Genomic DNA, 22,720 nt, shown 5'->3' on the forward strand with positions numbered 1-22,720 from the left:
ACTTATGCTTCTGCCTCCGCTTGCAAGCGCCGCCGGACAATGGCATCCGCCATCCGCGCTACCCGCACCATGGCGGCCACATCGTGAACCCTGACAATATCAGCTCCGAAAGCAATTCCCAGAGCCACCGTGGCCGCAGTCCCTTCCAGACGCTGGTCCACCGGCAGGCCCAAGGTGTTGCCAATAACCGACTTGCGGGAGGTGCCCAGAAGAATGGGGTATCCCAGCACTTTTAACTCCTTCAGGCGGGCTAGGACTTCCAGGTTTTGGTCGGTAGTCTTGCCGAAGCCGATGCCGGGGTCAGTCACGATTTGCTCCTCCCCTACCCCGGCCGCCTTGGCCGTCTCGATGCTCCAGCGCAGAGAAGTAAGCAAATCCGCCATTAAGTCCTGGTATTCAGTTCCATCCTGGTTGTGCATGAGGATTATGGGTGCACCGGCCCGAGCGGCTACTTCCGCCAGCCTAGGATCCTTTTTTAGGCCCCAGATATCATTGATGATATGAACCCCCTGATCTAGCGCCCACTGGGCGGTTTCGGAACGGTAAGTATCGATGGATACGGGCCTAGGGAGCTCCTGGACCAGCCGCTTGAGGACCGGAGCCAGCCTCTCCCTCTCCACCTCGCTGGTCACGGGTACATGGCCGGGCCGGGTAGATTCGGCCCCTACGTCGATGATATCCGCCCCGTCTTCCACCATTTGGTGAGCATGTTCCAGGGCTCGTCCCGGGTCCAGCCATAGGCCGCCATCGGAAAAGGAGTCTGGAGTCACGTTAAGAATTCCCATGACCAGGGTGCGCTCCCCTAAGGTTAAAACCTGATCCCTCGCCCGTATCTGCCGGGCTCGGCCAGCCTTGTCCCAGTTGTCCAAGGCCGAGCGCAACTCTCGAGCCAAATCCTTGAGCCCAAAGGGCTGAAGCAAAAGCTTACCGATGGCCTGGTGATATTGCTTTACCGTACCCATGAGCAGAACATCGGTGGTGGAATCGCGAAACCGGCTGGCGCCTTCGGAAACCGCTGCCTCAGCTCCTACAGCCAGCATTTGCTGCTTAAGCAAGTTGGCCGCCTTAACTGAAAGGCCACGAACCCAAAACTGGCGGAATACCCCCTTGGGAGCCATCAACGGCACTCCCCGGGCATCCACCTTAATTTGCCTCAAGGCCGCCTCTACCTCGGTCTGATCTTTGAGCTCCACGATCCGCACCTGGTTCACCTGGTCCATATGTTGTCCCTCCCAGAAACCAACCGGTCTTTCCCAAACCGGCTGCACGGCTCGGCAAAAGCTACCCCGTAAAGCTAAGCCTGCTTTAGAAGTAGCCCCACCCGGTCTAGCTCCTTCTCAATCGCTTCGAGCACTTGCTCGTCGCTTGCCTCCACCGTATGTAGGTGCACACCTGAAGTCAAGGCCGAGAGAGGCTGAGCACCAGATCGGACCAGATTGTCGCTGAAGCGCCGCACCTCAGCCTCATTGTGCAACATCAGCATGCCCTTGAGCTCACCATAAAGGGGATGCTCCACTACTACATCTATGACCCTACCGCCCAGGCTCACCATGAGATGCAACTCCTCATACAGCCGGTCCATGCCGTGCTGCACAGCAAAGGTGCGCCGGGGAAAGCGCACCGCCTCTTCCATGATTATATATCCCTGGGGAGTAGCTAGAATACCGGCTCCCCGTGCCCTAAGCAAAGCAATATCCTGAACAATCACCTGGCGGCTGACTCCCAGGCGGCCAGATAGCTCGTGACCGGTGAGCGGTGCATTAGCCAAGCGCAACAGGCGCATAATCTCTGCCCGCCGCGCTTCCGCTTCCATGGGTAGCGCCGGCATACCCCTTGGGCACCCCCTCAAGCAGGTTTCTCCTTAATTTAGCTGTAAATCCACTTCTCTACATCCCGGGTATATTGGCAAATCTCACTGGCATCGAAGTAAAGGTTAATCTCGCGCTCAGCGCTGGCCAGAGAATCCGACCCATGGACCACATTGCGGCTGATGTCGAGGCCCAGGTCACCGCGGATGGTGCCCGGAGCTGATTTCTGCGGATCGGTGGCCCCCATCATTTGTCGAACCCCAGCCACCGCGTTAGCGCCCTCTACCACCATGGCCACTACCGGACCTGAGGTTATGTATTCGACCAGGTCTTCAAAGAAATCTTTGCCCCGGTGTTCGGCATAGTGTTTTTCCGCCTGGCTGCGGCTGATGGCTAGTAACTTCATGGCCGCCAAACGGTAGCCGCGCCGCTCCAACCGGGAGATTACTTCTCCCACCAGGCCCCGTTGGACCCCGTCTGGCTTGACTAGGACTAGAGTACGTTCCATATTGCATCTCCTCCAAGCAACCATTTACTTCTGCCCCCAGCACTCAACCCAGTGCTCAACACAACCCGACAAGGTGTTGGTTGTTGTCCGGTCCGGCTAGACTCCGCGCCTACAGCCCCGATTTGAGTGCTGGGCCTTTTCCGCTGGCCCTTTCCTTTGACCCTATGGGGGCCCGACTTATAAAAAGAAAGGCCTTCGGGCGGACCTCTCCTCTCCCCTCTGAAGGCCTTTCTTTCTCTACATCAACATCAACAGCCACTGACTATTGTTGCTCCAGAAATTCATCTTAATCGTAGGAAGTACCGGAGCCGGACTAGGTTCTTTCCTCTCCTTCTCCCTTTCCGGGGCCCGAACCGGCTCGGCCGCCTTCTCCTCGCTGGCGGCAGCCACCGGCAGCTCGGTTCTTTTCACCACTTCCTCCAGCACCGACTCCGGATCCCGACCAGCATCGACCGCCTGCAGAAGGGCCTCAAACTCTTCCGCCTCAAGGGTTTCCTTCTGCATCAAGGTCCGCGCCACCAAATGCAGCTTGGCCATGTTCTCCTCCAGGACCTTTTGGGCTCGGCTGTAACACTCATCCATGATCCGCCGCGCTTCTTTATCGATGCTGTAAGCTACGGCTTCGCTGTAATTGCGGTCTCGAGCCAAGTCCCGGCCCAAAAACACTGCTTCCTGCCGATAGCCAAAGGTCATCGGTCCCAATTCCTCGGACATGCCGTATTCGGTAATCAACTTGCGCACCAGCTCGGTGGCCCTCTCTAGGTCGTTTTGGGCTCCAGTGCTGACTTCCTTCAACACTAGCTCCTCCGCCACCCGGCCGCCGAGAAGCATAGTAACTTGATCAAGGATCTGCGATCGAGTCATATAGCGCCGATCTTCCTTGGGCAAAAGCAGCGTGTAACCGCCCGCCCTGCCCCGCGGTATAATAGAAACCTTATGGAGCGGGTCGGTATGGGGCAGATAATGGCCCAAGAGAGCGTGTCCAGCCTCATGATAAGCTACCAACTTCTTTTCAAAATCGCTGATCACCCGCGATTTCTTCTCCGGACCGGCAATGACTCGCTCGATAGAGTCCTCTAGCTCACGCATGCCAATCCGCTTCTTGCCCCGCCGCGCCGCCAGCAGAGCACCCTCGTTGATCAGATTGGCTAGATCCGCCCCGGTGAAACCAGGGGTCCTCCGGGCCAATATATCCAAGTCGACATCATTGTCGAAGGGCTTGCCCCGAGCATGCACCTTGAGGATCTCCCTCCGGCCAGTGACATCCGGGATATCAACCACAATTTGGCGGTCAAATCTCCCCGGACGCAACAGGGCCGGGTCCAATATGTCCGGCCGGTTGGTGGCCGCCATAATAATAATGCCCTCGTTGGCACTAAACCCGTCCATCTCTACTAGCAGCTGGTTTAAGGTTTGCTCCCTCTCATCATGGCCACCGCCTAAACCAGCGCCCCGCTGCCGGCCTACGGCATCAATTTCGTCCACAAATACGATGCAGGGAGCATTTTTCTTGGCCTGCTCGAACAGGTCGCGTACCCGCGCTGCCCCCACGCCCACGAACATCTCCACAAAGTCGGAGCCGCTGATGCTAAAGAAAGGCACGCCAGCTTCTCCCGCCACTGCCCGAGCCAGAAGGGTCTTGCCGGTACCTGGCGGTCCGAACAGCAACACCCCTTTGGGAATTCGAGCGCCAATCTCGTTGAACTTGCGGGGATTCTTGAGGAATTCAACTACCTCCTCCAGTTCCTCTTTAGCCTCATCCACCCCAGCCACATCGGCAAAGGTTACTCGCTTCTTATCCTCCGTATGCAGCCGAGCCCGGCTTTTCCCAAACTGCATAACCCTGCTGCCGCCGCCCTGGGTCTGCTGCATCATGAAGAAAAACAGGCCCACCAAAAGGAGAATGGGGAAGATTGTCCCCAGCATATTGGTCCACCATGGAGTCTCTGGAGTTGGCTTAGTTTCCACCTGCACATTATGCTGGGCCAGGTAATCACCTAACCCGGGATCCTGAGGCGCGTTAAGGGAAAAAGTCTTGCCGTCTTGGAACGTGCCCTGGATCTTCCATATACCCGACTGGCTGGTCATGACTACCTCTTTAACCTGCTTCTGCTCCACTGCCTCCCGGAACTGGGTGTAATTGAGTTCTGACACTTGGGCTGGGGCTTGGGAAGTCATATGGACCAAAGAAACGGCTATGAGTACCAAAAGCAGGTATATGGTAAGATTCCTCATAAGACGCGGCATGACTTCACCCTCCTTTCCTTTAATGATTTGCCCTGGCTATCTAATCGGCATATCTAATCCGCGTGCTATGCCGGTTGTATTCCCTCTAAATTCTTGCCAGAGCCAAGCATGGCTAACCCTCTCGCCAACGGCCCCATGGCTTTGGATTGTACCATAGTATCATGATAATGACAACTGCAAGAAATTCCAGACTATCCGTTATTCCCCTCGGTGGGGCCACCTGCTTCCCTTGCTTGGAGGTTATCACATTTAAGTAGCTCTAGCTGAAGTACGCGACTAGTATCAGGGGTTACTTTCCACCGGTCGTCCAGGCGCACCCCGCCCACCCAGATGATGCCTTGGGCCGATGCAATTATGGGGATCTGTAGTCGCTTTTCGGAAGGGATTTTAGCGTCCACGAATAAATCCTGAACCTTCTTCCTTCGTCCTCCCATCCCCAGCGGACACATCCAGTCCCCCGGCTCCCAGGTGCGAACCCAAAGCGGGAGTTCCACCAAATCTAAATCCACATAGGCCCGCTCGGGTGGCGCCGAAACGATTTCCTTTTCCACCGGCGCAGGAGCCTGGCGCTGAAATATGTCCACCGCCACCATTATACCAAGCTCAGGGACATTAGTTCGACCCTTAAGCCCCAAAAAATGAAAAATTTTTTGGGGCGGGGATATTTCTTCGACTTGCTCATCATCCTTTTCCGCTCTTATGTAAAGCCGATCGCCTGAGGTTCTAGCTTCCATTTTTCCTGGCAACTTGATGGTACCAGATTCGTCTTGGCGGATTAGGTATCGCACCATTTCCACATGCTCAAAATCTAAGCTGGGCTTATGTCCCCTTTCCCAGGAAGCCTGGCGGGCATAGAGCCGCCGAATGACCCGGCGCTCCAGGGCTTCCGGCAGCAGGGCCAACTGCCTGCGGTTGACCGGCAGTTCTCCCAGCTTCGAAAGAGCTGCTTCCGCCTGCTCTTCCATCCAATCATCTTCAGCAGCCAAGATGGTGGCAGTGCGGTTTAAAGCCGGGACGATGGCGGGGTTAAAGTTTTGGGCCAACCAAGGAAGCAGTTGCCAACGAATGCGGTTGCGCAGGTAGGCAACGTCGAAATTGGTACTGTCTTGAATAAACGGCAACCCGTGCTCCCGACAGTATTGCTCAATTTCTGGGCGAGTAACCTCCAGCAGAGGCCGGATGATTCGGCCTCGGCGAGGGGCCATGCCCCGCAAGCCCTCGGTCCCGCCTCCGCGAATCAGGTGCATTAGCACTGTCTCGGCCTGATCATTGGCGTGATGAGCCACCGCAATCTTGGCAGCCTGAACTTTGGCAGCCGTAGCCTCTAAGAACTGATAGCGAGCCTGGCGGGCAGCCTCCTCCAAGGAGACGCCGCTTTCAGCTCGAAGCCGGGGAACATCGACCCGTCCCACCTGGACGGGGATACCCAACTTTTGCCCCAACTCTAAGACCAGCTGTTGATCCCGCTCAGCTTCTTGGCCTCGGATAAGGTGATTGAGGTGGGCGGCCACCACCTTGATGGCCCACACTTGAGAAAGCTGGTACAAAACGTGAAGCAGGCATACTGAATCCGCTCCCCCCGAAACTCCCACTAGAACCGTTTCGCCCGGGGCGAGCAACTGGTAACGCTTGATGGTTAAGCGCACCTTGTTCACCAGCGTCTCCGGCACCCGCACCCCACTCCCCCGTCGAACTTTGAGGCTGTATGTTCAGTATAGCACATGGCTGGGCTGGAGGAGCCGAAAACTATTCCAACAAGGCCACCACTACGGTCATATCATCGTAAGCTACCCCGCGGGCATGGTTGAGAGCTTCCTGAAGAATCACTTGGGCCATGGCCTGAGCATCGGCCGGGGGCAGGTCCCTAAAAAAGGTTGGCAACCATTCTCCCCCGCCTCCGCCCTTATCTTCACCGTTCCCCCAATCCGCCTCCATCGTAGCGCTAAGGCTGGCTACCCGAGGGCTAGTAGCGGAAGGGCCCGTGGCCGGAGGGCCAACCGCCAGCGAGCCAGCTGCCGGGGACCCGTTGGCAACCCTGTTGGCCCGGTCGGAATGATTGTGCCGAGCCGCATCCAGAACCCCGTCGCTAAACAGGCAAAGGATATCTCCGCTCCGCAACCGATAACGAACCGGGTGGATCTCAATCTGGTCCAGGATCCCGGCTGGCAGGCTGGGGGAGCGCACCATGGCCACCCGTCTCCCCCTCTTCACCAGGCTGGGCAAGGCGCCAACTTTAATAAACTCCCCCTCGCCGGAATGCAGGTTCAATATCACCAGATCGATGGTGGCAAAGCTATCCTCCTGGGAAGTAAGCAGCATAGAACCATTAGCCAAGCGGACCGCGGTCTCGGCAGGCAATCCCGCCTCCAGGAACTCTCTGATCAGGCCAATGGTCTTGGCGCTCTGCTGGGCCGCTTCGGATCCCGACCCCATGCCATCGCTTACGACCAAGGCCCAACGTCCTGACCCTAACGGAAAGCTGGCCCAATTGTCCCCGCAAAGTTGCTTGCCCTCCCGACAAGCTTGGGCGCCGCCAACCTTCACCTTGAGCGGCGGTGCAGCTACGATGGAGAAATTGCAAGTAGAAGGGCCGCAAGCCCGGTTGTCCAAGGTCATAGGTTTACCTACCAGTTTGCCGACCAGGGGAACAATTTGGCTTAAGCATAGCCCGCTTTGGCCGCAAAGCCTTCCTGCGGCTCCTTCCTGGCCACCCTCCGTATCATTAAGCCCCGGCGCTGCCGGGACTGGCCCGGGTACCTCCAAACCCACTATTATCTCCAAAGGCTCCTTCAGCACCTTAACTTCGCTCACCGGTAGTCGCCGTTCCTTGAGTTGGGCCGATATTCCTTGCTCCCAATCAGCATCGAACTCAACCTCGGACTGAACTTGAGTAGCAGCCTGCTCCAGGAAGCTGGCCATGCCTCCAGCTTGGTAGGCGAGAATGCGCCGACCTTCATTTACCTTCTGCCTCCACCACCGCTGCTGCTGCCAGCTTTCTCGCCACCACTCCGCCAGCCAAAGCAGTTCCCGAGTGCGTGAGCAACGCCGGGCGATGTCCTTGTCTAGATGCTTCTCTTCCACCGGCCCCATCCGGGCAGCAGCCAAAAGGCCTAGAAAGGCCCGATAAGTGTCGTAATAGTTTTTCTCCCAGCACAGGCGATAGAGGGTGCAAGGGCGACAGATCTCCCGCTCCAAGCGTTCCACTCCTTGGGTGAGCTTGTCCTCCTCAGCGCCGGTGACCACTGCATCCTGAAAAGTCCGCCTGAGTTCATCCATGGCTCGGGCCGAGCGCCGGAGGCGTTGCCCCACTATCCACCGCCATTTTTTACCCTCGCTAGAAGCCTTCTTATTGGCAGCTGGCAGACCGGCGCTAGACCGCCAACCCAGCCCGGCCAACAATCGCCCGGGAAGGGCTAAAAACAGAGCCACAGCTACTACGGTTTCCCCCAAGAAGCCTAGCAGAGTGACCCGGTCAGCCGCATAGGGAGAGAGCGTGAGGGTGCCGATGATAAAAGCCAAAGCCAGCCCCCATTTACCATAGCGGCGCAAGGCGCCAGCCAAAAGCCCTATTAGGGCATAGTAGCCTATGGCCGGCGATAGGATTAAAGATGAGAGGGAAGGAATTAGGCCCACCGCCGCCCCTACGCCAGCTCCTGCTCCACTGCCTCCGGCAGCCGCAGCTAGGAGAATCAGCAACCGGCCGGCTACCCCTAGGGCAGAAATCCCTCCCCACTCCCAGCCGCCGAGGCCGGAAACCATACCCAAGGCTAGAATCAGAAGAGCTACCACCTCCTCTCCAGCCAAGCGCTGATCCTTAAGCCGGTATATAGCCTCGGTAGCCGCCAAAAAGGCTACCGCTAAACCACCCGCTAAACCAGCTTCCAGTACCACCTTCCCAAGCCAAGCTAGATCGATTCCCCTCAGAGCGCCCACCCCGGAATTTAGGCCTGAGGTTAGGACTCCTTGCCCCTCTGCCCCTAAGGGCAACGGGGCAATGGACCTGGCTTGAAACATATGGATGGCCAGCTCTCCCACTCCCTGGGTAATCAAGGTGGATATAACAACCAACCCCGGCACCATCAGCCAACGGCGGTCGAAAGGCAGGTTAGCCCGCCGCAGCATAACGGCTAGCAGAACCAAGTTTACTAGGCGGGGCCAAAGCTGCGGCCCCTGGGCAGCGGAGATGGTGCCGGCCAGGCTTCCCAAAAGTATCGGTCCGGCCCGGGAAGGGTTAAAGGCTATGGCTGCCGCCAAAAAGGCTGGCCCCATAGGAAAGAGCTGGTCTTGAATGCTGGCCCGGCTAAGCAGGAACGCACTGAAAGCCCAAGCCAGCACCCGGGCCACATCCGCCCAAGTAGGCCCGGCCCGCTCTAGGTTGGTAGGTGTAGACCTGCCTCTTGCCATCTTGCGCGCCCGCTGTCGCCGCCAGATAACTGAACTCTCATACCCAGATGGCCGAGATTCGAGCACCGGCATCGCCCCCAGCATTATCTGGCGCTAATTATAGACACCATCAAGCAAAAAGCTTGTCGGTAAAACTGCCAGGGGCAAGTCAACTTTCGACGGCCAGAAACTATTAATTTTTCGCCGGTGACCATAGCGCGAAGGATTAAGCTCTTTGTCAAAGCGTCACTAAATTTATAGTCTCGCTCGCAACGTCAGGGTTACAGGCCAGCAGGCGGAAGCACTACCAAACTCCATGCGGCAAAAATAAAAGAGCCTACCGCAAATGTAGGCTCTTTTTGTTTTCCCGGTAGCGGTGGTAGGATTCGAACCTACGACACTACGGGTATGAACCGTATGCTCTAACCAGCTGAGCTACACCGCCATCCTGCCACCGAAACCACGTTAAGCAATTATATTATGGCCAACTTCCACCCCGCTGTCAAGAACCTGCGGTCGCCCAAACTTGCCCACACCTAGGGTTCTGATCATGACAACAGCCTGTCGGTTTTTTTGGAGGCAGGATTCAGGCTTTAGCTGTCTAACCTAACCCAAGGAAACAAGTAGCTTAAGCTTAAGGTTATGGGGGCATAGTTGATGCAGAAATTGACTGAACTCTTTGACCGCCTTCGGAGTTTAGAATCGGTCCTTGTGGCCTTTTCGGGAGGGGTAGACAGTACCTTTCTCCTTTGGGCGGCAGTTCAAGCCTTAGGCCCCAAGGTGCTGGCGGTAACTGCTAGCGGCCCGGCCCGGCCACCGGGAGAAGAAAAGGAAGCGGAAAAGTTGGCTCGCCAACTAGGGATCGAGTTTATGGTAATCCAGGGCAGAGAGCTCAACTTACCAGAGTTTACCGCCAACCCGCCCAGCCGCTGCTATTTTTGCCGGCGCAACCTTTATCAGCAGCTGAAGCAGATAGCCAAAAGCCGAGGGCTGAATCAGGTTATCGATGGGACCAATTTCGATGATGGGTCCGACTACCGCCCCGGGATCCGCGCCGCCAAGGAGGCAGGTATTATCAGCCCTCTAGCTGAAGTCGGCCTCACCAAGGCCGAGATCCGCCAATTGGCTCGCCAGGCGGGGCTACCCATCTGGGATAAACCAGCCGAGCCCTGCCTAGCTTCCCGCATTCCTTATAATCAGCCCATTACCGAGGAGAAACTGCGCCAGATAGCGCTGGCTGAGGCCCATTTGCGACAACTGGGTTTCGTCCCCTGCCGAGTACGACACCACGGCGATACGGCTCGCATCGAAGTGGAGGCTTCCCAGCTGGCAGAAGTGACAAAGAAGGCCAGCGAATTGGTTACCTTTCTAGAAAACCTTGGCTTTACCTACGTCACTTTGGATCTCAAGGGCTTTCGTAGCGGCAGCTTAAACGAGGTTTTGGAAATCCAGGCCCTAAAACCCTAATTCCTGCCCTACTATGATTACGTGATAATCCCTGGATCCTGAGCCATCCTGGGGGCGGCGGTGGAAGATGACCGTGACGTTGCAGATCCGGTCGGGGCGCTGGCAATCGCTGCAGCGGCCCAGCTCGACGCAGGGGGTATCGCACTTGAGGCGAGCGGCGTTCATTACCCCCGCCACCCCCCGGGACCGGCTCAACGCGTCCTCCAAGGTGGGCACCAGCTTGTTGATCCCAGCTACGATGATCACCTTTTTAGGGCCAAAGATGCTGGAGGCAACCCGGTTGCCGGTGCCATCCACATTGACGATCTGTCCGTCCATGGAAATGGCGTTGGCGCTAGTAATAAAAACATCGCTAGTAAGCTGCCGACGTAGGGTAAGGGCCCGTTCCTCTCCGCTAAGCTCAGGGTTCCAATGGTCAAAAACCTCATGGCCCCGCTGGCGTAGAGCCTCAGGAATTCTCATTTCCCTGATGGTGATGCTGCCACCCACGCCCACGCTGGCTCCTGCCGGTATGAGCTCTAGGATCTTCTGGGCAGCTTCTTCAGCCCTGGCAAAATACCAGGCATCATAGCCCTTGCGCTTCAGCGCCTGTACTACCGCGTTGCCTCTAACTGCTAGAGCTATCTCCTTCACCGTCGGATTCGACTCCTGCGCCATGTCTTGCTACAACCTCCAATCTCTAGATGTTATATGACCACGCCTACCATATGTAAATTATACCAACACTAAACCAGACTGGCTGTCCTCGGCTAAAGCTGGAGCTGGATTGGTTGCGCCCTTCTGCATACTCAAGCTACCTAAAGGCGAAAAATACTACCAAGGAAAATCGAGGTGCTATACGCCAACCAAGCTAGGAGCGGGGCCATGGTAGGAAATGTGGAAATAGCTGTTCGTTTGATCGGGGCCTTTATCCTGGGCACCATTATTGGGCTAGAGAGGGAGCGGCGGCAAAAACCAGCCGGGCTAAGGACCCATGCCCTGGTATGCTTGGGTTCGGCCCTCTTTACGGCAGTCGGTTCCTATGGGCTCATCAATTCTGGACTGCTCACCCCTGCCACTAGTGCTGACCGCATCGCCGCCCAGATCGTATCCGGGGTGGGCTTTATCGGCGCCGGACTCATCTTTAAAGAGCAAAGCCACGTCCGCGGCCTGACTACCGCTGCCAGCATCTGGCTGACCGCTGCCATCGGCATGGCCATCGCCATCGGTTTCTATGCGCCCGCTCTGATCGGTACTGCCATTGGCTTCCTGGGACTGCGCCTGCACCACCTTTTGCGCCGCTTGGGGCTGGAGATAGGCCCCGAGGAAGACTAGAACTTGGCCGACCAATCTTATTACTTGAGCAGATCCGCCAAAGTCTCTTCCTCCACTACCTCTACCCCGGCAATAATGCGCACCTTCACTTTTCCCCGGCTTATGAGATAGCGCAGCAGGCTGGGTGACAGGCTGTACCTTTTTAGTGCCTCCGGTATAGTGATCCACCCGCTGGGGATAGGCTGGTGCTCCACGGCATCCTCCCCCTCTTCCTGCATCACTATCAGCGGCCAGCGCCGGGAGTCCAAGCCCAGCAAGGTTGCCAACTTTTCGGTCATCCCTATGACCTGATAGCCTTGGCGGTAGCGGGACACCACAAACCCCATTTCCCGTAATTCCTTGACGTAGCGCTCAATGGTCCTGAGGCTGCAACCGAATTTTACCGCCAAGACCTCAGTGGACATGCGCCGGCGTGCCAGCATAAAAAAAAGGGCCAACACTGAAGGTCCTTTTCGAGAAGCAATTTCCGGAGGCATGAGGAAAGTATTGGCCGTGGTAAGGTTATAGTCGACTGGGGCATCATATACCGAGGGAAGCTCTTCCTTGCTAATCCTCAGCCTTGCCAACTTTGCCTGTACCTCATCAGCATTCCCTGCTGCAATCCTGGCCACCAAGCTACCCCTCCCGGCATTCCCTACCAAAACTGGTATGGCACGCATTGGCCCTTTACATAGATAATTCGTATCAATACCTAGAAATCCGGGGTTATCACCCCTCTATTTTTATATTCGGCACCAATTGCTCCGATCTGAATGTTGACCATGACAAAATTGCCGAACAAAAGGCCCGGTGCTATCAATTGTCGGTTTACTTGGCAGGAATTGTCATCCCTAGTTGAGCATTACTTTGGCACCCGCTGCCAGGAGACCGAGGCCCACCAGCTTCATCCAAGTAAAAGGGATGGTTTTCAGCCCAAATAGACCAAAATGATCGATGATCAAGGCGCAAGTAACCTGGCCGACAATGATGGCCGTGGTCGCCCAAGCCACGCCAATTTTGGGAATGCTGAAGGCCACCGCATAGATAATACCGACGCTAATAATTCCTCCCAAGTAGGCATACCAAGGGCCAGCCCAAGCTCGGGCCCAGGTAATCTTCTCCCAACCGGCCACAAGAATAGCTAAACAAAGCAAACTGCTAGTGATGGTGCCGATCAGGTGGACGGCCAGTGTGGCCATCAGGGTGCTAGTAGCTTTGCCAAGGGCCGAGTTGAGCGATCCTTGGATGGCCATGCTGGCACCCGCCGCTAGAGCTATCAAAAGAGCTACCCAGGTTCCCAGCAAATTAGCTTCCTCCTCCAAAAAACATATATTTCCAGCTGGGGCGCTGTTCCTCCGCTCCGTAATCCTGCGCGCCCAGCACTCAATCCTGGACTCAACCTAGTCTCATTAAAGCTCTACCTTGGTCTCCGGTGACAGGGGCACTCCTAAGGCGAAATTGAAAAAGTAGCTGTCGTAAGAGCAGCTCGCCAAATTAGTATTCCCATGGCCAGCGTGGCCAATTAGCGCTTTGCCACTAGGCCGATTTGGAGCGACCTGATTTTACCGCTTATAGAAACAGGTGCGAAGCACATTCTAATTTACGGAAGTAACCTAGCCGGCATTTAGCCTGGGCCGCACCTGGGCTAGAGTGAGGGTAACCATGCGAGCCAGCCGCCGCCAAATCTTAAGTAATAAGTTGTTGCCCTTAGCCTTATCAGCCATAATGGCCGGGGCTTTCTTTGCCAGCCGCCTTTGCCAACTGGCCTGGGCTCATTCGCCATCCCCTCCGACTGCCCGCACAACTCAGATCGTTACTTGGGGTAGCCTGGGGGGTTGCGATTGCCGAGGACAGATCCTTAAGCCAACTCCTGAACCCCACCAAAAGGGGTTGGATGTGGAGGAACTGCAGCAACGTTTGCGTGAGCTAGGTTACTATTTCGGACCCATAAACGGCGTTTACGGGCCGGACACTTGGAAGGCGGTACGGCAGTTTAAGGCCAACCTGGGTTTGCCTCCGGATGCAGTGGTAGATGAAGCTACCTGGGAAGCCCTAGGGTACGGGATTGAAATCCCGATTTCTAAAGATCCCCTCCCGCCTCCTGAAGAGCCAATCGCCATAACCATCGACACCGACCGCAAGCGCCTGATGGTCTACAGCAAGGGCGATCTATACTCAGAGTTCCCGGTGGCAGTTGGCAAGCCGGAAACTCCTACCCCTCGAGGAGAATGGAAGATAATATACAAAGGAAGGGACTGGGGCGGGGGCTTCGGTACCCGGTGGTTAGGGTTAAACGTCCCCTGGGGCATCTATGGCATCCACGGCACTAATAAGCCCTGGTCCATAGGCACGGCAGCCTCCCACGGCTGCATTCGCATGTTCAACCATCACGTGGAACAGCTCTGGGAGTGGGTAAAAGTGGGCACACCGGTAACTATCGTTGGCCCACCCGGTTTTCCCGATTACTGGAGCTTCCGTACCATTGAACCCAAAGCGGTGGGTCCCGATGTGGTGGAAGTACAGAAGCGGCTCCGCCAGGAAGGGCTCTATTGGTCCTGGATTGATGGCTCCTACGGGGATGCGACCATACGGGCGGTGAAGTACTTCCAGGCCCTGCAAGGTTTACCCATCACCGGGGTGGTGGATCGCAAGACCTATCAGGCTTTAGGCCTAAAGATTATCGAGTGGGATTGAAACTAATTAGCATCCCATGGAGCAACCCGGTATCGCTGACAATCACCTGGCCGACACCTAGGACCAGAAGCACAGCATAAAGGATCATGGCTCCGGCCGTAATGATCTCTGCTCGCGGCGGATCAAAGGCTAGGAGCTCTTGCCGCTCGGCCGGGGCAGCCAGGGCCAGCCTCTCCCACCACTCTTTGACCGCACTACGCCTCAGGATATGCCCATGCACCTGGCCGGGATCATAGCTCTTAAGTCCAAGGTCCATAGCCCCCAAGGCAGTTATGGTGCCACCGATCCCGATCACCGGCCGGCTAGCGGGAGCAATGTCACTGGGGGGCAGCCGCATCCCCGTAGCTACCAAGCCATCTTCCAGCAAGGCCTGGGCCTCGGCCAGGGTGGTAGCGACTCGGGTGCACCGCACCGACCCCAAAGGGAAACTTAGAGCCTGAAGCTCCGGCCCGCCGCCAGGCTTGCTAGCAGTAATTTCGGTGCTGCCCCCACCGATATCTATAACCACGGGCGGCAAGGTCAAAGCGGCTTCGTCCCACCCTGCCTGCGCCCACGTTCTTCGCATCCGCTCTTCTGCCAATACCAAGGAAGCGCCCCGGTACCCCAGCTCACCTTCCCGAGCACCATCGATGATTTCGACCGCAAAACCGGTTTCTTTAGCAATGGTCACCAGAACTTCTTCCCGATTGGCAGCTTCCCGCAGGGCACTGGTCCCCACCGCCCAAACCCCAGCCGGCCGGTAGCTAGCCACTATCTCTTGGTATTCCTTGAGAGCAGCAACTGTCCTTTCCAGGGCAGCCAGAGAAATAAAGCTAGGGCCGAGCCCGGCCCGGAAGCCGGGCTCGGCCCTAGCCACTTGCCTTTCTCCCAAACGGGTGGTGCGGATCTCAGCCCGCAAGCGCCGGATCTGCCAATTGGCACAGCTTCCCTGGTTAAGCCCGGGGCCGGCACTCCCGCGCTGCCTCGGCAACCGCTCCACCTCGGCTATCAGCAATCTTACCGTGTTGCTACCCACGTCGATGGCCGCCAAGGTCTGTCCGCCCATTTCGGTAACCTGAACTAACCTCCTGACTTATAACCCCTGGCCTAGCCATGAATCAGCTTGGGCAGGCAGCGGGCGCAAGCCCACCTCTCCCGGCCGCGAAAGCGGACGGGGAAGAGGTAAACTATGCTGTCGTTGGCCTGGCAGAATAGGCAACGGGCCTCCTCGCCGCCGCCCCAGCTCTGGGCCTGGACTGGGGATGGCGCTGGCGCCGCCCAGGCTAGCCCTGCCGGCTCGGCCTTGGCAGCCTTGGGATCAAAAGGCGGAGCTTCCCGCTCCTCCAGGCTTAAGGCGCCGGTAGGGCAAACGCTCAAGCAAACGCCGCCGCCATCACAGATCTCCTCTCGGAGCACCTTGGCCTTGCCGTTTACCAGGGTTATAGCTCCTTCCACGCAAGGGCTAATGCATTGGCCGCAACCGTTGCATAGCTCTTCGTCGATCTTGACGATAGTGCGCTTCACCATGGTTCCCACCTCCAGGAACCATTATACCCCGGTTTTGGCCCCTGATCGGTGAGCTGCATCACACTACCGCCTTGGCTCCCGAGGCCGCCGCTCATCCTGCTAGCAATCCATGCCGCACCAGGGTGGGAATGGGGCTCACCAGGTGCTTTTTCAGCCAGCTCCGGGCCGGCTCCATGCCCATGGCCAAGCCCACCAGCTCAGTAAAATACACCACCGGCAGCCCAAAGTCCTGCCCGGAAGCCCTGGCGATCTGCGGTTGCCTGAGTTCCAAGTTGGGCTGGCACAATGGGCAAGCCGACACTATCAATTCTGCGCCCTCAGTTTTGGCTTCACTCAAGATATGGCCCCCAAGCCGATAGGTAACCTCGGGGGCAGTAATGCTATAGGACGCCCCGCAGCAATCGGTCTTGGCTCCCCAAGGGGCTACTTCCGCTCCCAAGACTTCCAGCAAGCGATCTAAGCTGCTAGGATTGGTGGGGTGATCGAATTGAGCTACTTTCTCCGGACGGGTCAGCAGGCACCCGTAGTAGGGAACCACCCGTAAGCCGTTTAGCGGCCGCTTAATCTGGTTGGCCAAAGCATCCAGGCCCACTTGGTTCACTAATAGGTCCAGCGAGCTCCGAACTTGCACCCGGTTGTTAAAGGTCTGCCCGATTACTTCCTCGATCTGGCGCACCCCTTCTTGGTCCTCAGCGTAGATTTTGGCTGCCCGCAGGTGGCTAAAACAAGCCGCGCAGGGCGTCATCACCTGCTCCAGCCCAGCCTTTTCCGCCAGGACCAAGTTTCTGGCGCTGAGGCAAGCGCTGAGGAGGGCGCTTTCCGCATAGGCAGGGGTTGAACCGCAGCAGTTCCACTTAGGTATTTCCACCAAGTCTACCCCCAGGGACGCAAATACCGCCCGGGTGGAGGCATCGTAGCTTCGAGCCATGCCATGGGCCGAACAACCAGGATAATAGCCAACTCGGATAGTCATGACGCTTTTTCCACCTGCCTTACCCTCATTAAGATTCGCCTGAGCTCCTCCCCTTCCGCCGACGTCTGCCGCCGGATGCCGGGCAAGCCTAGGCTGCCAGCGGCTCGCCACATATCACCGATCCGCACCATCCCCCGCTGAAACAACTTGATCCCCAGGGGCAAATCCTGAAATGGCTTCCCGCTTTTCAAGTCATATTCCAACATTAGCCCTATTTCCTCCACCCGGCCAGTGGCCATCATGTTCTCCAGGAAGAGACGGTTAAAGCGAACAACACTGGCGTCTGGAGCCCCATAACCCTCATGCCGAGCCATTTCCCGCAAGGTTTCATTGACCCGGTACATGGCAAACCCCGAAGGGCAGTTGGCCTCACAGGTAGCACAGCCCAGGCATAAATAGATGGCCCGACTGGCAAACAGCTTTTCCTTTTGCCCATCCACAATCATTTGCACGATCTGGTTGGGAGGGTAATCCATAATTGATCCCAACGGGCAGCCGCCCGAGCACTTGCCGCACTGGTAGCACTCGTATACCTTTTGGCCACTCCTCCTCTCCACTTCATTAAGGAACCAAGTCCCTTCTTGGTCCTGCTTGACCGATATTCGCACAGGCACCCGACCTCCTTTGCCGAATCTTTGCGGCAGTTTGGACTAACCGCTTGCTCCCGCTAGCCCCGGGCGCGACCCCTCCACTGCGGCTTGGCGAGCCTTCTGGGCCCGAGCCTTAGGGCAATCAAACTCTCGCCTAAACTCCCGGTCTATGGGGCGATAATCAGGCTCAATGCCCTGCTTCAAGGCTAGCTGGCGCAATACTGCCATTAGGCGCGCAACATTGATGCCGGCTGGACAATTGATGCTGCATTCATGGCATTTCTCGCAATACCAAATGGCGCGGCAGTTCAAGACGCGACCTTCAAATCCATCCAGTATGCTCTCCACCAATTGCCGGGGAGTAAGATCAAACTCGGCTCCTTTTGCGCATGAACCGCCACATTTAGAGCATTGTAAGCAAGATCGCAGGTTAATGTGAGCTTCCCGCTCCACTTCCTGTCGGAAGCTCTCCTCAGGGCCAAATGGGTCCAACAACAGGCGCATGTTTTCTCCCTACTCTCTTCCTAAGAACTAGCTACTCCCGGCCCGCCCAGCACTCCACCCTTGACGCAGGGACATTGCTCACTTTTGGCCGGCCAAGTAGCCCAGCACTTCTGCCGCCGCGCTCCCGGCTTGGGCAACCGCCTGGCTGATTTCCATAGGTGCCAGGCAGGAGCCAGCTAGATAGATCCCTGGCCGAGAAGAGCGAACTGGTTGGGTGTTGTAGTCGGCCTCTTGGAAGAACCCGTACTCATCGCAGGCTAAGTCCAGCATCTCCGCCAGCTGGCGGGAGTCGGAGCCTGGCTCCATGGCCGAAGCCAAGACTACCAAGTCGGCTTCCAGTTCCACTGGATTGCCAATAAGGGAATCCTCGGCCCGAACCGTCAGTTTACCGCGGTTGGGAACAACCTTAGCCACCCGGCCCCGGATGTAGCGAACGCCATATTCTTCGATGGCGGAGCGCACCAGCTCCTCATAGCCTTTACCTAAAGCCCGGATATCGATGTAGAACACAAAGACTTGCGCTTCGGGAATCTGCTGCTTGATGAGGATAGCCTCCTTGGCACAGTAGGAGCAGCAGATCTTGGAACAATAGCGATAGCCCTTGGCCCGGTCGCGAGAACCGACACAATGGACCAAGGCCACCACCGGCCTCGAGCCGGCGCCGAGGTATTGGGGCAGCTGCCTCGTTTGCAGAAGCCTTTCCAGCTCCAAGCTGGTGATAACTGATTTTAGCCGGCCGTAGCCATACTCGGTGTAAGCGGTGGGCTCAAAGTATTTAAACCCGGTGGCCACCACCACTGCACCCACCGTTTCTTTGCGGGTGCCGTCTGGACCTTCAAGCACCGCCTCGAAGTTACCAGCCTGGCCGCTAAGCTGTTTGAGCTTAAACCCGGTCAGGATGGCAACCTGAGGGTCGGCTTGCACGGATTCAAGTTCTTGCTTCAGCATAGCCTGGGCATCCTGGAGCCGCGGGAAAGTCATGGATATATCCCGCATATGCCCGCCCAGCTGGGACTCCTTCTCCACCAAGACCACCGGAACCCCACCAGCAGCAATTTTCTGAGCCGCTTTGATGCCGGCGATGCCTCCCCCGATAACTAGAGCCTTCCTCTCCATGTTCTGTCCTCCTCCAAAAAACATTTACTTCCAGCCACCCAGCACTTAACGCAGAGCAACTCCACTCTCGCAAGCCGCCTATTGCCTAACTCCTCACGCTACTCCTGGCCTGCCCACGGGATGAGCTGCCCGCTGGTTGAGCCGCTCAAAAATGGCTTTGAGCCGCTCGGGACCGCTAATGTGAGCTTTGAAGGCCAGGCGGTTTTCCGGGACGCCCAAGGCCAAACCCACCAGCTGGGCTAAGTGCACCACCGGCAGGTGGAAGTCGGTCCCTTCCCGGTAGTTCAACTGCTGCTGCATCCGATCCAATTGGCTGTGGCAATAAGGGCAAATCACCACCACCATGTCCGCGCCTGAATCCTTGAGGCTGTTCAATTTACTCCGGCTGTGGTTCAGAGAATACTCCTTGAAATTGATGACCTGGGTAAAGCCAGTGCCACAGCATTCCCGGTTGGCGGGGTAGGAGGCCACTTCCCCACCCATAATTTCAATTAATTCCTCCAAAAAAGTAGGGTAATTAGCATCATCGATGGCTACGTACTTGCCGCCGCTAAGGTAATGGCAGCCGTAGTGGGTAGCGATCCTAAAGCCCGTAAGCGGGCGACGAACTTTTTCGGCAATCCGGTCCTTTAAGCGGTAAGCCATTTCCGCAAAATGAAATACCTTGCTAGTGCCCTTATACTCGTGCCCCATCATGTGCAGCATCATGTTGACGCTGGCCCGCGGTTCCGGATTGTGGTTGAGGAAATGACCAAACTCAGTGAGGAAAGTCCAACAACCATTGCAGACCGCCACTATATCTAGCCCTTGCTCTTCCGCCAAGGCAATGTTTCTGGCCACCGCCGGCATGGAAGCGGTAGGCGGGGCCACATTGGCAAAGGTAACGAAACCGCCGCAACAGGTCTGGTCATCGGTTTCGTAAGTATCCACGCCCAACTGGTGCAGCACATCCACAGCGCTAGCCTCAATTCCCGGATACTTATTGCTGGCCACGCAGCTACGGAAAAAGAATATTTTCTCAGGGATGGGGATGGCGGCAATCTTATCAGATCTTACGGGCAACTACTTCACCCCCCGGAACTCCATAGTTGAAGAAGCGGTTCTTGGTAGCCACTTTTCCGACCTTCCTGGGCACCACTTTCTCCCGGCACTTCCTCTCCACCTCAGGAGTACAAACAGCGCACTCCTGCTTTTCTACCCCACCTATGGACTTGATGAAAGCAGTCATGCCGGATAGATCAGAAATCAAATTGATCTCGGCCAAGGCCCGCTCGGATACCCGCCGTTGCCTCGGCAGGCCCGCTTCCTCACGAATGCTAGCGATATCCCCACGGTGTTCCTGGATATAGGGGTTGCGCTCATGAGTGTTGACAGTAATACCGTTTACTAGGTAATCCTTTTCCGCGTAAGCTTCCAGCCGCTTTACGTCCTCCCAGCCATAGCCCTCGCTCATGGCCGCCAGCCGGAGCATAAACACGAAAAAGGGGAAATTGATGTCCATGGGACAAGCCGCGTAGCAACCGCTGCAGAAAAAGCATTGCCATAGCTCAACGCTGGAAAGCAAGCGCTTGATGTTACCAAAAACTAGATCGCGGATGAGCTTTCTGGGGTTGTAGCTGGGGGTGACTGCTGCCGCTGGGCATTGGCCGGTGCATTTGCCGCATTGGATACACTTTTCCGCCTCGTTTACAAAACCCATGGCAATAGGCTTCCAGCGCTCGTAGAATTCAGGATCCCAATCCTTTACTTCCTCTAACAATGGCAGTACCTCCTTTGGGGCTAACCGGAGCTGACTTCACGCAAACCGGTTAGCTAGCCTTCTTCTCTCCCAAGCCCAAAGCCTTCTTGATCATCGGGGTCATCTCGGGCGCAAAGCGCACCAGGTCGCGGCGGCAATCTGAGCCCTTGAGCGCAAATTTCACCATACCCGGCATCATCTTCACCATCCGGCCCAGGGGCATCTCCAAGCTGAAGAGCTGGGTGAAGAAACCTAGCACCTGCTCCCCCACCTGTTTGCCCGACCGCGATCCATAGCTCTTTAGGTAATCGCTCATTCTCCTCACCTCCTCGAAACAAACCTTTTACTTCCACCACCAGCCCTGGCCCCTACCCTTGCGAACCTCGGTAGGGTTAGGTGGACAGGGACCGGCTTCCGCAAATTGTCTTATACTGTTATGAATATATGCTCACAATTGTATTAGCGAAACAAGGCTCACAAATTGAGGCCAGGAGAAAAGGATTGGGCTCCTGGCCTCATGAAACCTCTGTGAAAAATGGAACGTTGTCTTTCCTACTTAACTTCGAATTCTTTTTGCTGATATTGTATATCGCATAAAAGCCAACTGCAACCCTTTTAGCAAAATTTTTTGGTTTCTCGGCGATGGTTCATCATTGGTGGCTGCCGCTGCTCGCCGCTGATCGGCCAGAGCCAGCGGTGGCGGCAGTCTCTACCGCTCCCGATTGAATTCTAGCTTGCTGGTGGCGGTAACGTCCCCAGGCCCAGATAAATACCAACCCTGCCGCGACCCAGGGTATGAGGGTTGCCGCCATGTGACCAGTATAGGCAGGCAGGTTGAGCCCTTTATCGTCAAAGAACATGGCGAAGGAAGTATGGGCTAACACCGCGCCGCCGACGAAGATGATGACCGGATAACGGTTCATTAAGGTGGCAAGCCAATTGCTCCCAGCCACCAAGATGGGAATGCTTACTGCCAGTCCAAAAATAACCAAAAGAATGTTGCCGTGGGCAGCCCCAGCTACTCCCAACACGTTGTCAAAGGCCATAGACAAATCAGCTATGATGATAGTGCCCACAGCCGCCCAAAAGCGGGTGGCAGCGTTGACATGCTCATCCTCTTGGTTATCGCCAGAGATCAGCTTCCAGGTAATCCAAACCAGGATTACCCCACCAACCGCATTGACATAGGGAATCCTGGTAAGCATAGTGGCCAGGATAGTAAGTAGCACCCTAAGAACGATGGCGCCCCCAGCGCCTATCAGCGCAGCTCTGCTTCTTTGCAGAGGAGGCAAATTGCGGATGGCCAGACCGATCACTGCTGCGTTGTCACCAGAAAGGGCAAGGTCGATGATGGTTATGGAGAGAATAGCGCCGATTAAATGCAAGAAAGGTACCTCCCTGTGGCTAAATATGGACGTTAATCAAATGTAGGCTCGCCTTTACTAGAAAATCCACTGCTTGTCCAAAATGCTTTTGGATTACCCGTCTTAAACCAAAGTGGTCTCCGGAGTTAGTCCTTAAGCAGATCCCTGGCTACCTTTTACCCAACTGTAAAAGCAGCAGACGGGCTCGATGCTGATTATACTCCTCGGTTGCACAGAGTTAAAGGGGACAAGCGGTGAAACGGTGGGAACCTTGACATAGCCAGCTATGGCCAGTGTGCTGGTAAGCCAGGATTCACCGACCGCTGTCTTTAAGCGTAAAATACAGGCAGGAGTGGATAAGGATGGCGCCGGAACCATCTTTAGATAAGAATAGAGGAAATAAAGACAGAGACTTAAGTCGGGACGAAATAGAAATCGTCATTAATGGCGTGACTATGCGGGTGCGCCGCCAAACCAGCTTACCCTGGCCTCACGAAGTCACGGCAGTCATCCCCCGGGCGGAGCTGCG

22 protein-coding genes and 1 tRNA gene are annotated in these 22,720 nt (G+C 56.4%); 3 read left to right on the top strand and 20 right to left on the bottom strand.

Annotation, left to right across the window (positions count from 1 at the left end; translation table 11 throughout):
* Window positions 1-2: 2 nt before the first annotated feature.
* From folP to H5U02_00920, 7 genes are all read right to left on the bottom strand, one after another.
* Window positions 3-1,220 carry a dihydropteroate synthase gene (gene folP, locus H5U02_00890; protein MBC7341009.1) on the bottom strand — a complete coding sequence of 406 codons (1,218 nt, stop codon included), beginning with the start codon at window positions 1,218-1,220 and terminating at the stop codon, window positions 3-5.
* A 74-nt stretch (window positions 1,221-1,294) separates the two neighbouring features.
* Window positions 1,295-1,813 carry a transcription repressor NadR gene (locus H5U02_00895; protein MBC7341010.1) on the bottom strand — a complete coding sequence of 173 codons (519 nt, stop codon included), beginning with the start codon at window positions 1,811-1,813 and terminating at the stop codon, window positions 1,295-1,297.
* A gap of 53 nt (window positions 1,814-1,866) precedes the next feature.
* The gene (gene ndk / locus H5U02_00900) at window positions 1,867-2,316 is read right to left on the bottom strand and encodes a nucleoside-diphosphate kinase (GenBank protein MBC7341011.1); all 450 of its coding nucleotides are present in this window, start codon (window positions 2,314-2,316) and stop codon (window positions 1,867-1,869) included.
* Between the two features lie 237 nt (window positions 2,317-2,553).
* The gene (locus H5U02_00905) at window positions 2,554-4,563 is read right to left on the bottom strand and encodes an ATP-dependent metallopeptidase FtsH/Yme1/Tma family protein (GenBank protein MBC7341012.1); all 2,010 of its coding nucleotides are present in this window, start codon (window positions 4,561-4,563) and stop codon (window positions 2,554-2,556) included.
* A gap of 191 nt (window positions 4,564-4,754) precedes the next feature.
* Window positions 4,755-6,233, bottom strand: coding sequence for a tRNA lysidine(34) synthetase TilS (gene tilS / locus H5U02_00910; protein ID MBC7341013.1), 1,479 nt, complete (start codon window positions 6,231-6,233; stop codon window positions 4,755-4,757).
* A gap of 76 nt (window positions 6,234-6,309) precedes the next feature.
* Window positions 6,310-8,967 (bottom strand): SpoIIE family protein phosphatase, encoded by a 2,658-nt coding sequence (locus H5U02_00915; protein ID MBC7341014.1) that lies wholly within the window; start codon window positions 8,965-8,967, stop codon window positions 6,310-6,312.
* A gap of 350 nt (window positions 8,968-9,317) precedes the next feature.
* A tRNA-Met gene (locus tag H5U02_00920) sits at window positions 9,318-9,391 on the bottom strand.
* A 212-nt stretch (window positions 9,392-9,603) separates the two neighbouring features.
* On the opposite strand from H5U02_00920, the gene larE reads away from it, so the two are divergent.
* Window positions 9,604-10,413, top strand: a complete 810-nt coding sequence (gene larE, locus H5U02_00925) for an ATP-dependent sacrificial sulfur transferase LarE (protein MBC7341015.1) — start codon at window positions 9,604-9,606, stop codon at window positions 10,411-10,413.
* Here the strand turns inward: larE and H5U02_00930 are convergent.
* A complete protein-coding gene (locus tag H5U02_00930; GenBank protein ID MBC7341016.1) occupies window positions 10,402-11,070 on the bottom strand; it encodes a lactate utilization protein in 669 nt (222 codons plus the stop codon). The genes larE and H5U02_00930 overlap by 12 nt on opposite strands.
* Window positions 11,071-11,277: 207 nt before the next feature.
* Between H5U02_00930 and H5U02_00935 the strand changes: the two genes are divergently transcribed.
* Window positions 11,278-11,727, top strand: a complete 450-nt coding sequence (locus tag H5U02_00935) for an MgtC/SapB family protein (protein ID MBC7341017.1) — start codon at window positions 11,278-11,280, stop codon at window positions 11,725-11,727.
* A 20-nt stretch (window positions 11,728-11,747) separates the two neighbouring features.
* Here the strand turns inward: H5U02_00935 and H5U02_00940 are convergent, their stop codons facing one another.
* Window positions 11,748-12,338, bottom strand: a complete 591-nt coding sequence (locus tag H5U02_00940; GenBank protein ID MBC7341018.1) for an HTH domain-containing protein — start codon at window positions 12,336-12,338, stop codon at window positions 11,748-11,750.
* A gap of 219 nt (window positions 12,339-12,557) precedes the next feature.
* Window positions 12,558-12,959 (bottom strand): DMT family transporter, encoded by a 402-nt coding sequence (locus H5U02_00945; GenBank protein MBC7341019.1) that lies wholly within the window; start codon window positions 12,957-12,959, stop codon window positions 12,558-12,560.
* Window positions 12,960-13,368: 409 nt separating this feature from the next.
* On the opposite strand from H5U02_00945, the gene H5U02_00950 reads away from it, so the two are divergent.
* Window positions 13,369-14,400, top strand: coding sequence for a peptidoglycan-binding protein (locus tag H5U02_00950; GenBank protein MBC7341020.1), 1,032 nt, complete (start codon window positions 13,369-13,371; stop codon window positions 14,398-14,400).
* Here the strand turns inward: H5U02_00950 and H5U02_00955 are convergent.
* From H5U02_00955 to H5U02_01000, 10 genes are all read right to left on the bottom strand, one after another.
* Window positions 14,384-15,445, bottom strand: a complete 1,062-nt coding sequence (locus H5U02_00955) for a hypothetical protein (protein ID MBC7341021.1) — start codon at window positions 15,443-15,445, stop codon at window positions 14,384-14,386. The two genes, H5U02_00950 and H5U02_00955, sit on opposite strands and share 17 nt — an antisense overlap.
* A 41-nt stretch (window positions 15,446-15,486) precedes the next feature.
* Window positions 15,487-15,906 (bottom strand): 4Fe-4S binding protein, encoded by a 420-nt coding sequence (locus H5U02_00960; protein ID MBC7341022.1) that lies wholly within the window; start codon window positions 15,904-15,906, stop codon window positions 15,487-15,489.
* A 91-nt stretch (window positions 15,907-15,997) separates the two neighbouring features.
* Complete coding sequence (locus H5U02_00965; protein ID MBC7341023.1) at window positions 15,998-16,873, bottom strand: CoB--CoM heterodisulfide reductase iron-sulfur subunit B family protein; 876 nt, start codon at window positions 16,871-16,873, stop codon at window positions 15,998-16,000.
* Window positions 16,874-16,875: 2 nt separating this feature from the next.
* A complete protein-coding gene (locus tag H5U02_00970) occupies window positions 16,876-17,487 on the bottom strand; it encodes a 4Fe-4S dicluster domain-containing protein (protein MBC7341024.1) in 612 nt (203 codons plus the stop codon).
* Between the two features lie 42 nt (window positions 17,488-17,529).
* Complete coding sequence (locus H5U02_00975; protein ID MBC7341025.1) at window positions 17,530-17,973, bottom strand: 4Fe-4S dicluster domain-containing protein; 444 nt, start codon at window positions 17,971-17,973, stop codon at window positions 17,530-17,532.
* Window positions 17,974-18,051: 78 nt separating this feature from the next.
* Window positions 18,052-19,089 (bottom strand): CoB--CoM heterodisulfide reductase iron-sulfur subunit A family protein, encoded by a 1,038-nt coding sequence (locus H5U02_00980; protein MBC7341026.1) that lies wholly within the window; start codon window positions 19,087-19,089, stop codon window positions 18,052-18,054.
* Between the two features lie 93 nt (window positions 19,090-19,182).
* Window positions 19,183-20,151, bottom strand: coding sequence for a CoB--CoM heterodisulfide reductase iron-sulfur subunit B family protein (locus H5U02_00985; protein ID MBC7341027.1), 969 nt, complete (start codon window positions 20,149-20,151; stop codon window positions 19,183-19,185).
* Complete coding sequence (locus H5U02_00990) at window positions 20,135-20,848, bottom strand: 4Fe-4S dicluster domain-containing protein (GenBank protein MBC7341028.1); 714 nt, start codon at window positions 20,846-20,848, stop codon at window positions 20,135-20,137. Before H5U02_00990 ends, H5U02_00985 begins: the two co-directional genes overlap by 17 nt.
* A 49-nt stretch (window positions 20,849-20,897) precedes the next feature.
* Complete coding sequence (locus tag H5U02_00995; protein ID MBC7341029.1) at window positions 20,898-21,143, bottom strand: hypothetical protein; 246 nt, start codon at window positions 21,141-21,143, stop codon at window positions 20,898-20,900.
* Between the two features lie 334 nt (window positions 21,144-21,477).
* The gene (locus H5U02_01000) at window positions 21,478-22,212 is read right to left on the bottom strand and encodes a TerC family protein (protein MBC7341030.1); all 735 of its coding nucleotides are present in this window, start codon (window positions 22,210-22,212) and stop codon (window positions 21,478-21,480) included.
* Between the last annotated feature and the right edge of the window lie 508 nt (window positions 22,213-22,720).

Source organism: Clostridia bacterium (assembly GCA_014360065.1).
In the GTDB taxonomy this organism is placed as follows: Bacteria; Bacillota; DSM-521; order Neomoorellales; family JACIYF01; genus JACIYF01.

Excerpts from the sequence above, each read along its gene's own strand:
- H5U02_00945 (MBC7341019.1), bottom strand. The coding sequence starts at position 12,959 with ATGGCCATCCAAGGATCGCTCAACTCGGCCCTTGGCAAAGCTACTAGC.
- H5U02_00960 (MBC7341022.1), bottom strand. The coding sequence starts at position 15,906 with ATGGTGAAGCGCACTATCGTCAAGATCGACGAAGAGCTATGCAACGGT.
- H5U02_00995 (MBC7341029.1), bottom strand. The coding sequence starts at position 21,143 with ATGAGCGATTACCTAAAGAGCTATGGATCGCGGTCGGGCAAACAGGTG.
- ndk (MBC7341011.1), bottom strand. The coding sequence starts at position 2,316 with ATGGAACGTACTCTAGTCCTAGTCAAGCCAGACGGGGTCCAACGGGGC.
- H5U02_00980 (MBC7341026.1), bottom strand. The coding sequence starts at position 19,089 with ATGGAGAGGAAGGCTCTAGTTATCGGGGGAGGCATCGCCGGCATCAAA.
- H5U02_00955 (MBC7341021.1), bottom strand. The coding sequence starts at position 15,445 with ATGGGCGGACAGACCTTGGCGGCCATCGACGTGGGTAGCAACACGGTA.
- H5U02_00950 (MBC7341020.1), top strand. The coding sequence starts at position 13,369 with ATGCGAGCCAGCCGCCGCCAAATCTTAAGTAATAAGTTGTTGCCCTTA.
- H5U02_00905 (MBC7341012.1), bottom strand. The coding sequence starts at position 4,563 with ATGCCGCGTCTTATGAGGAATCTTACCATATACCTGCTTTTGGTACTC.
- folP (MBC7341009.1), bottom strand. The coding sequence starts at position 1,220 with ATGGACCAGGTGAACCAGGTGCGGATCGTGGAGCTCAAAGATCAGACC.
- H5U02_00895 (MBC7341010.1), bottom strand. The coding sequence starts at position 1,813 with ATGGAAGCGGAAGCGCGGCGGGCAGAGATTATGCGCCTGTTGCGCTTG.
- H5U02_00975 (MBC7341025.1), bottom strand. The coding sequence starts at position 17,973 with ATGCGCCTGTTGTTGGACCCATTTGGCCCTGAGGAGAGCTTCCGACAG.
- larE (MBC7341015.1), top strand. The coding sequence starts at position 9,604 with ATGCAGAAATTGACTGAACTCTTTGACCGCCTTCGGAGTTTAGAATCG.
- H5U02_00915 (MBC7341014.1), bottom strand. The coding sequence starts at position 8,967 with ATGGCAAGAGGCAGGTCTACACCTACCAACCTAGAGCGGGCCGGGCCT.
- H5U02_00935 (MBC7341017.1), top strand. The coding sequence starts at position 11,278 with ATGGTAGGAAATGTGGAAATAGCTGTTCGTTTGATCGGGGCCTTTATC.
- H5U02_00930 (MBC7341016.1), bottom strand. The coding sequence starts at position 11,070 with ATGGCGCAGGAGTCGAATCCGACGGTGAAGGAGATAGCTCTAGCAGTT.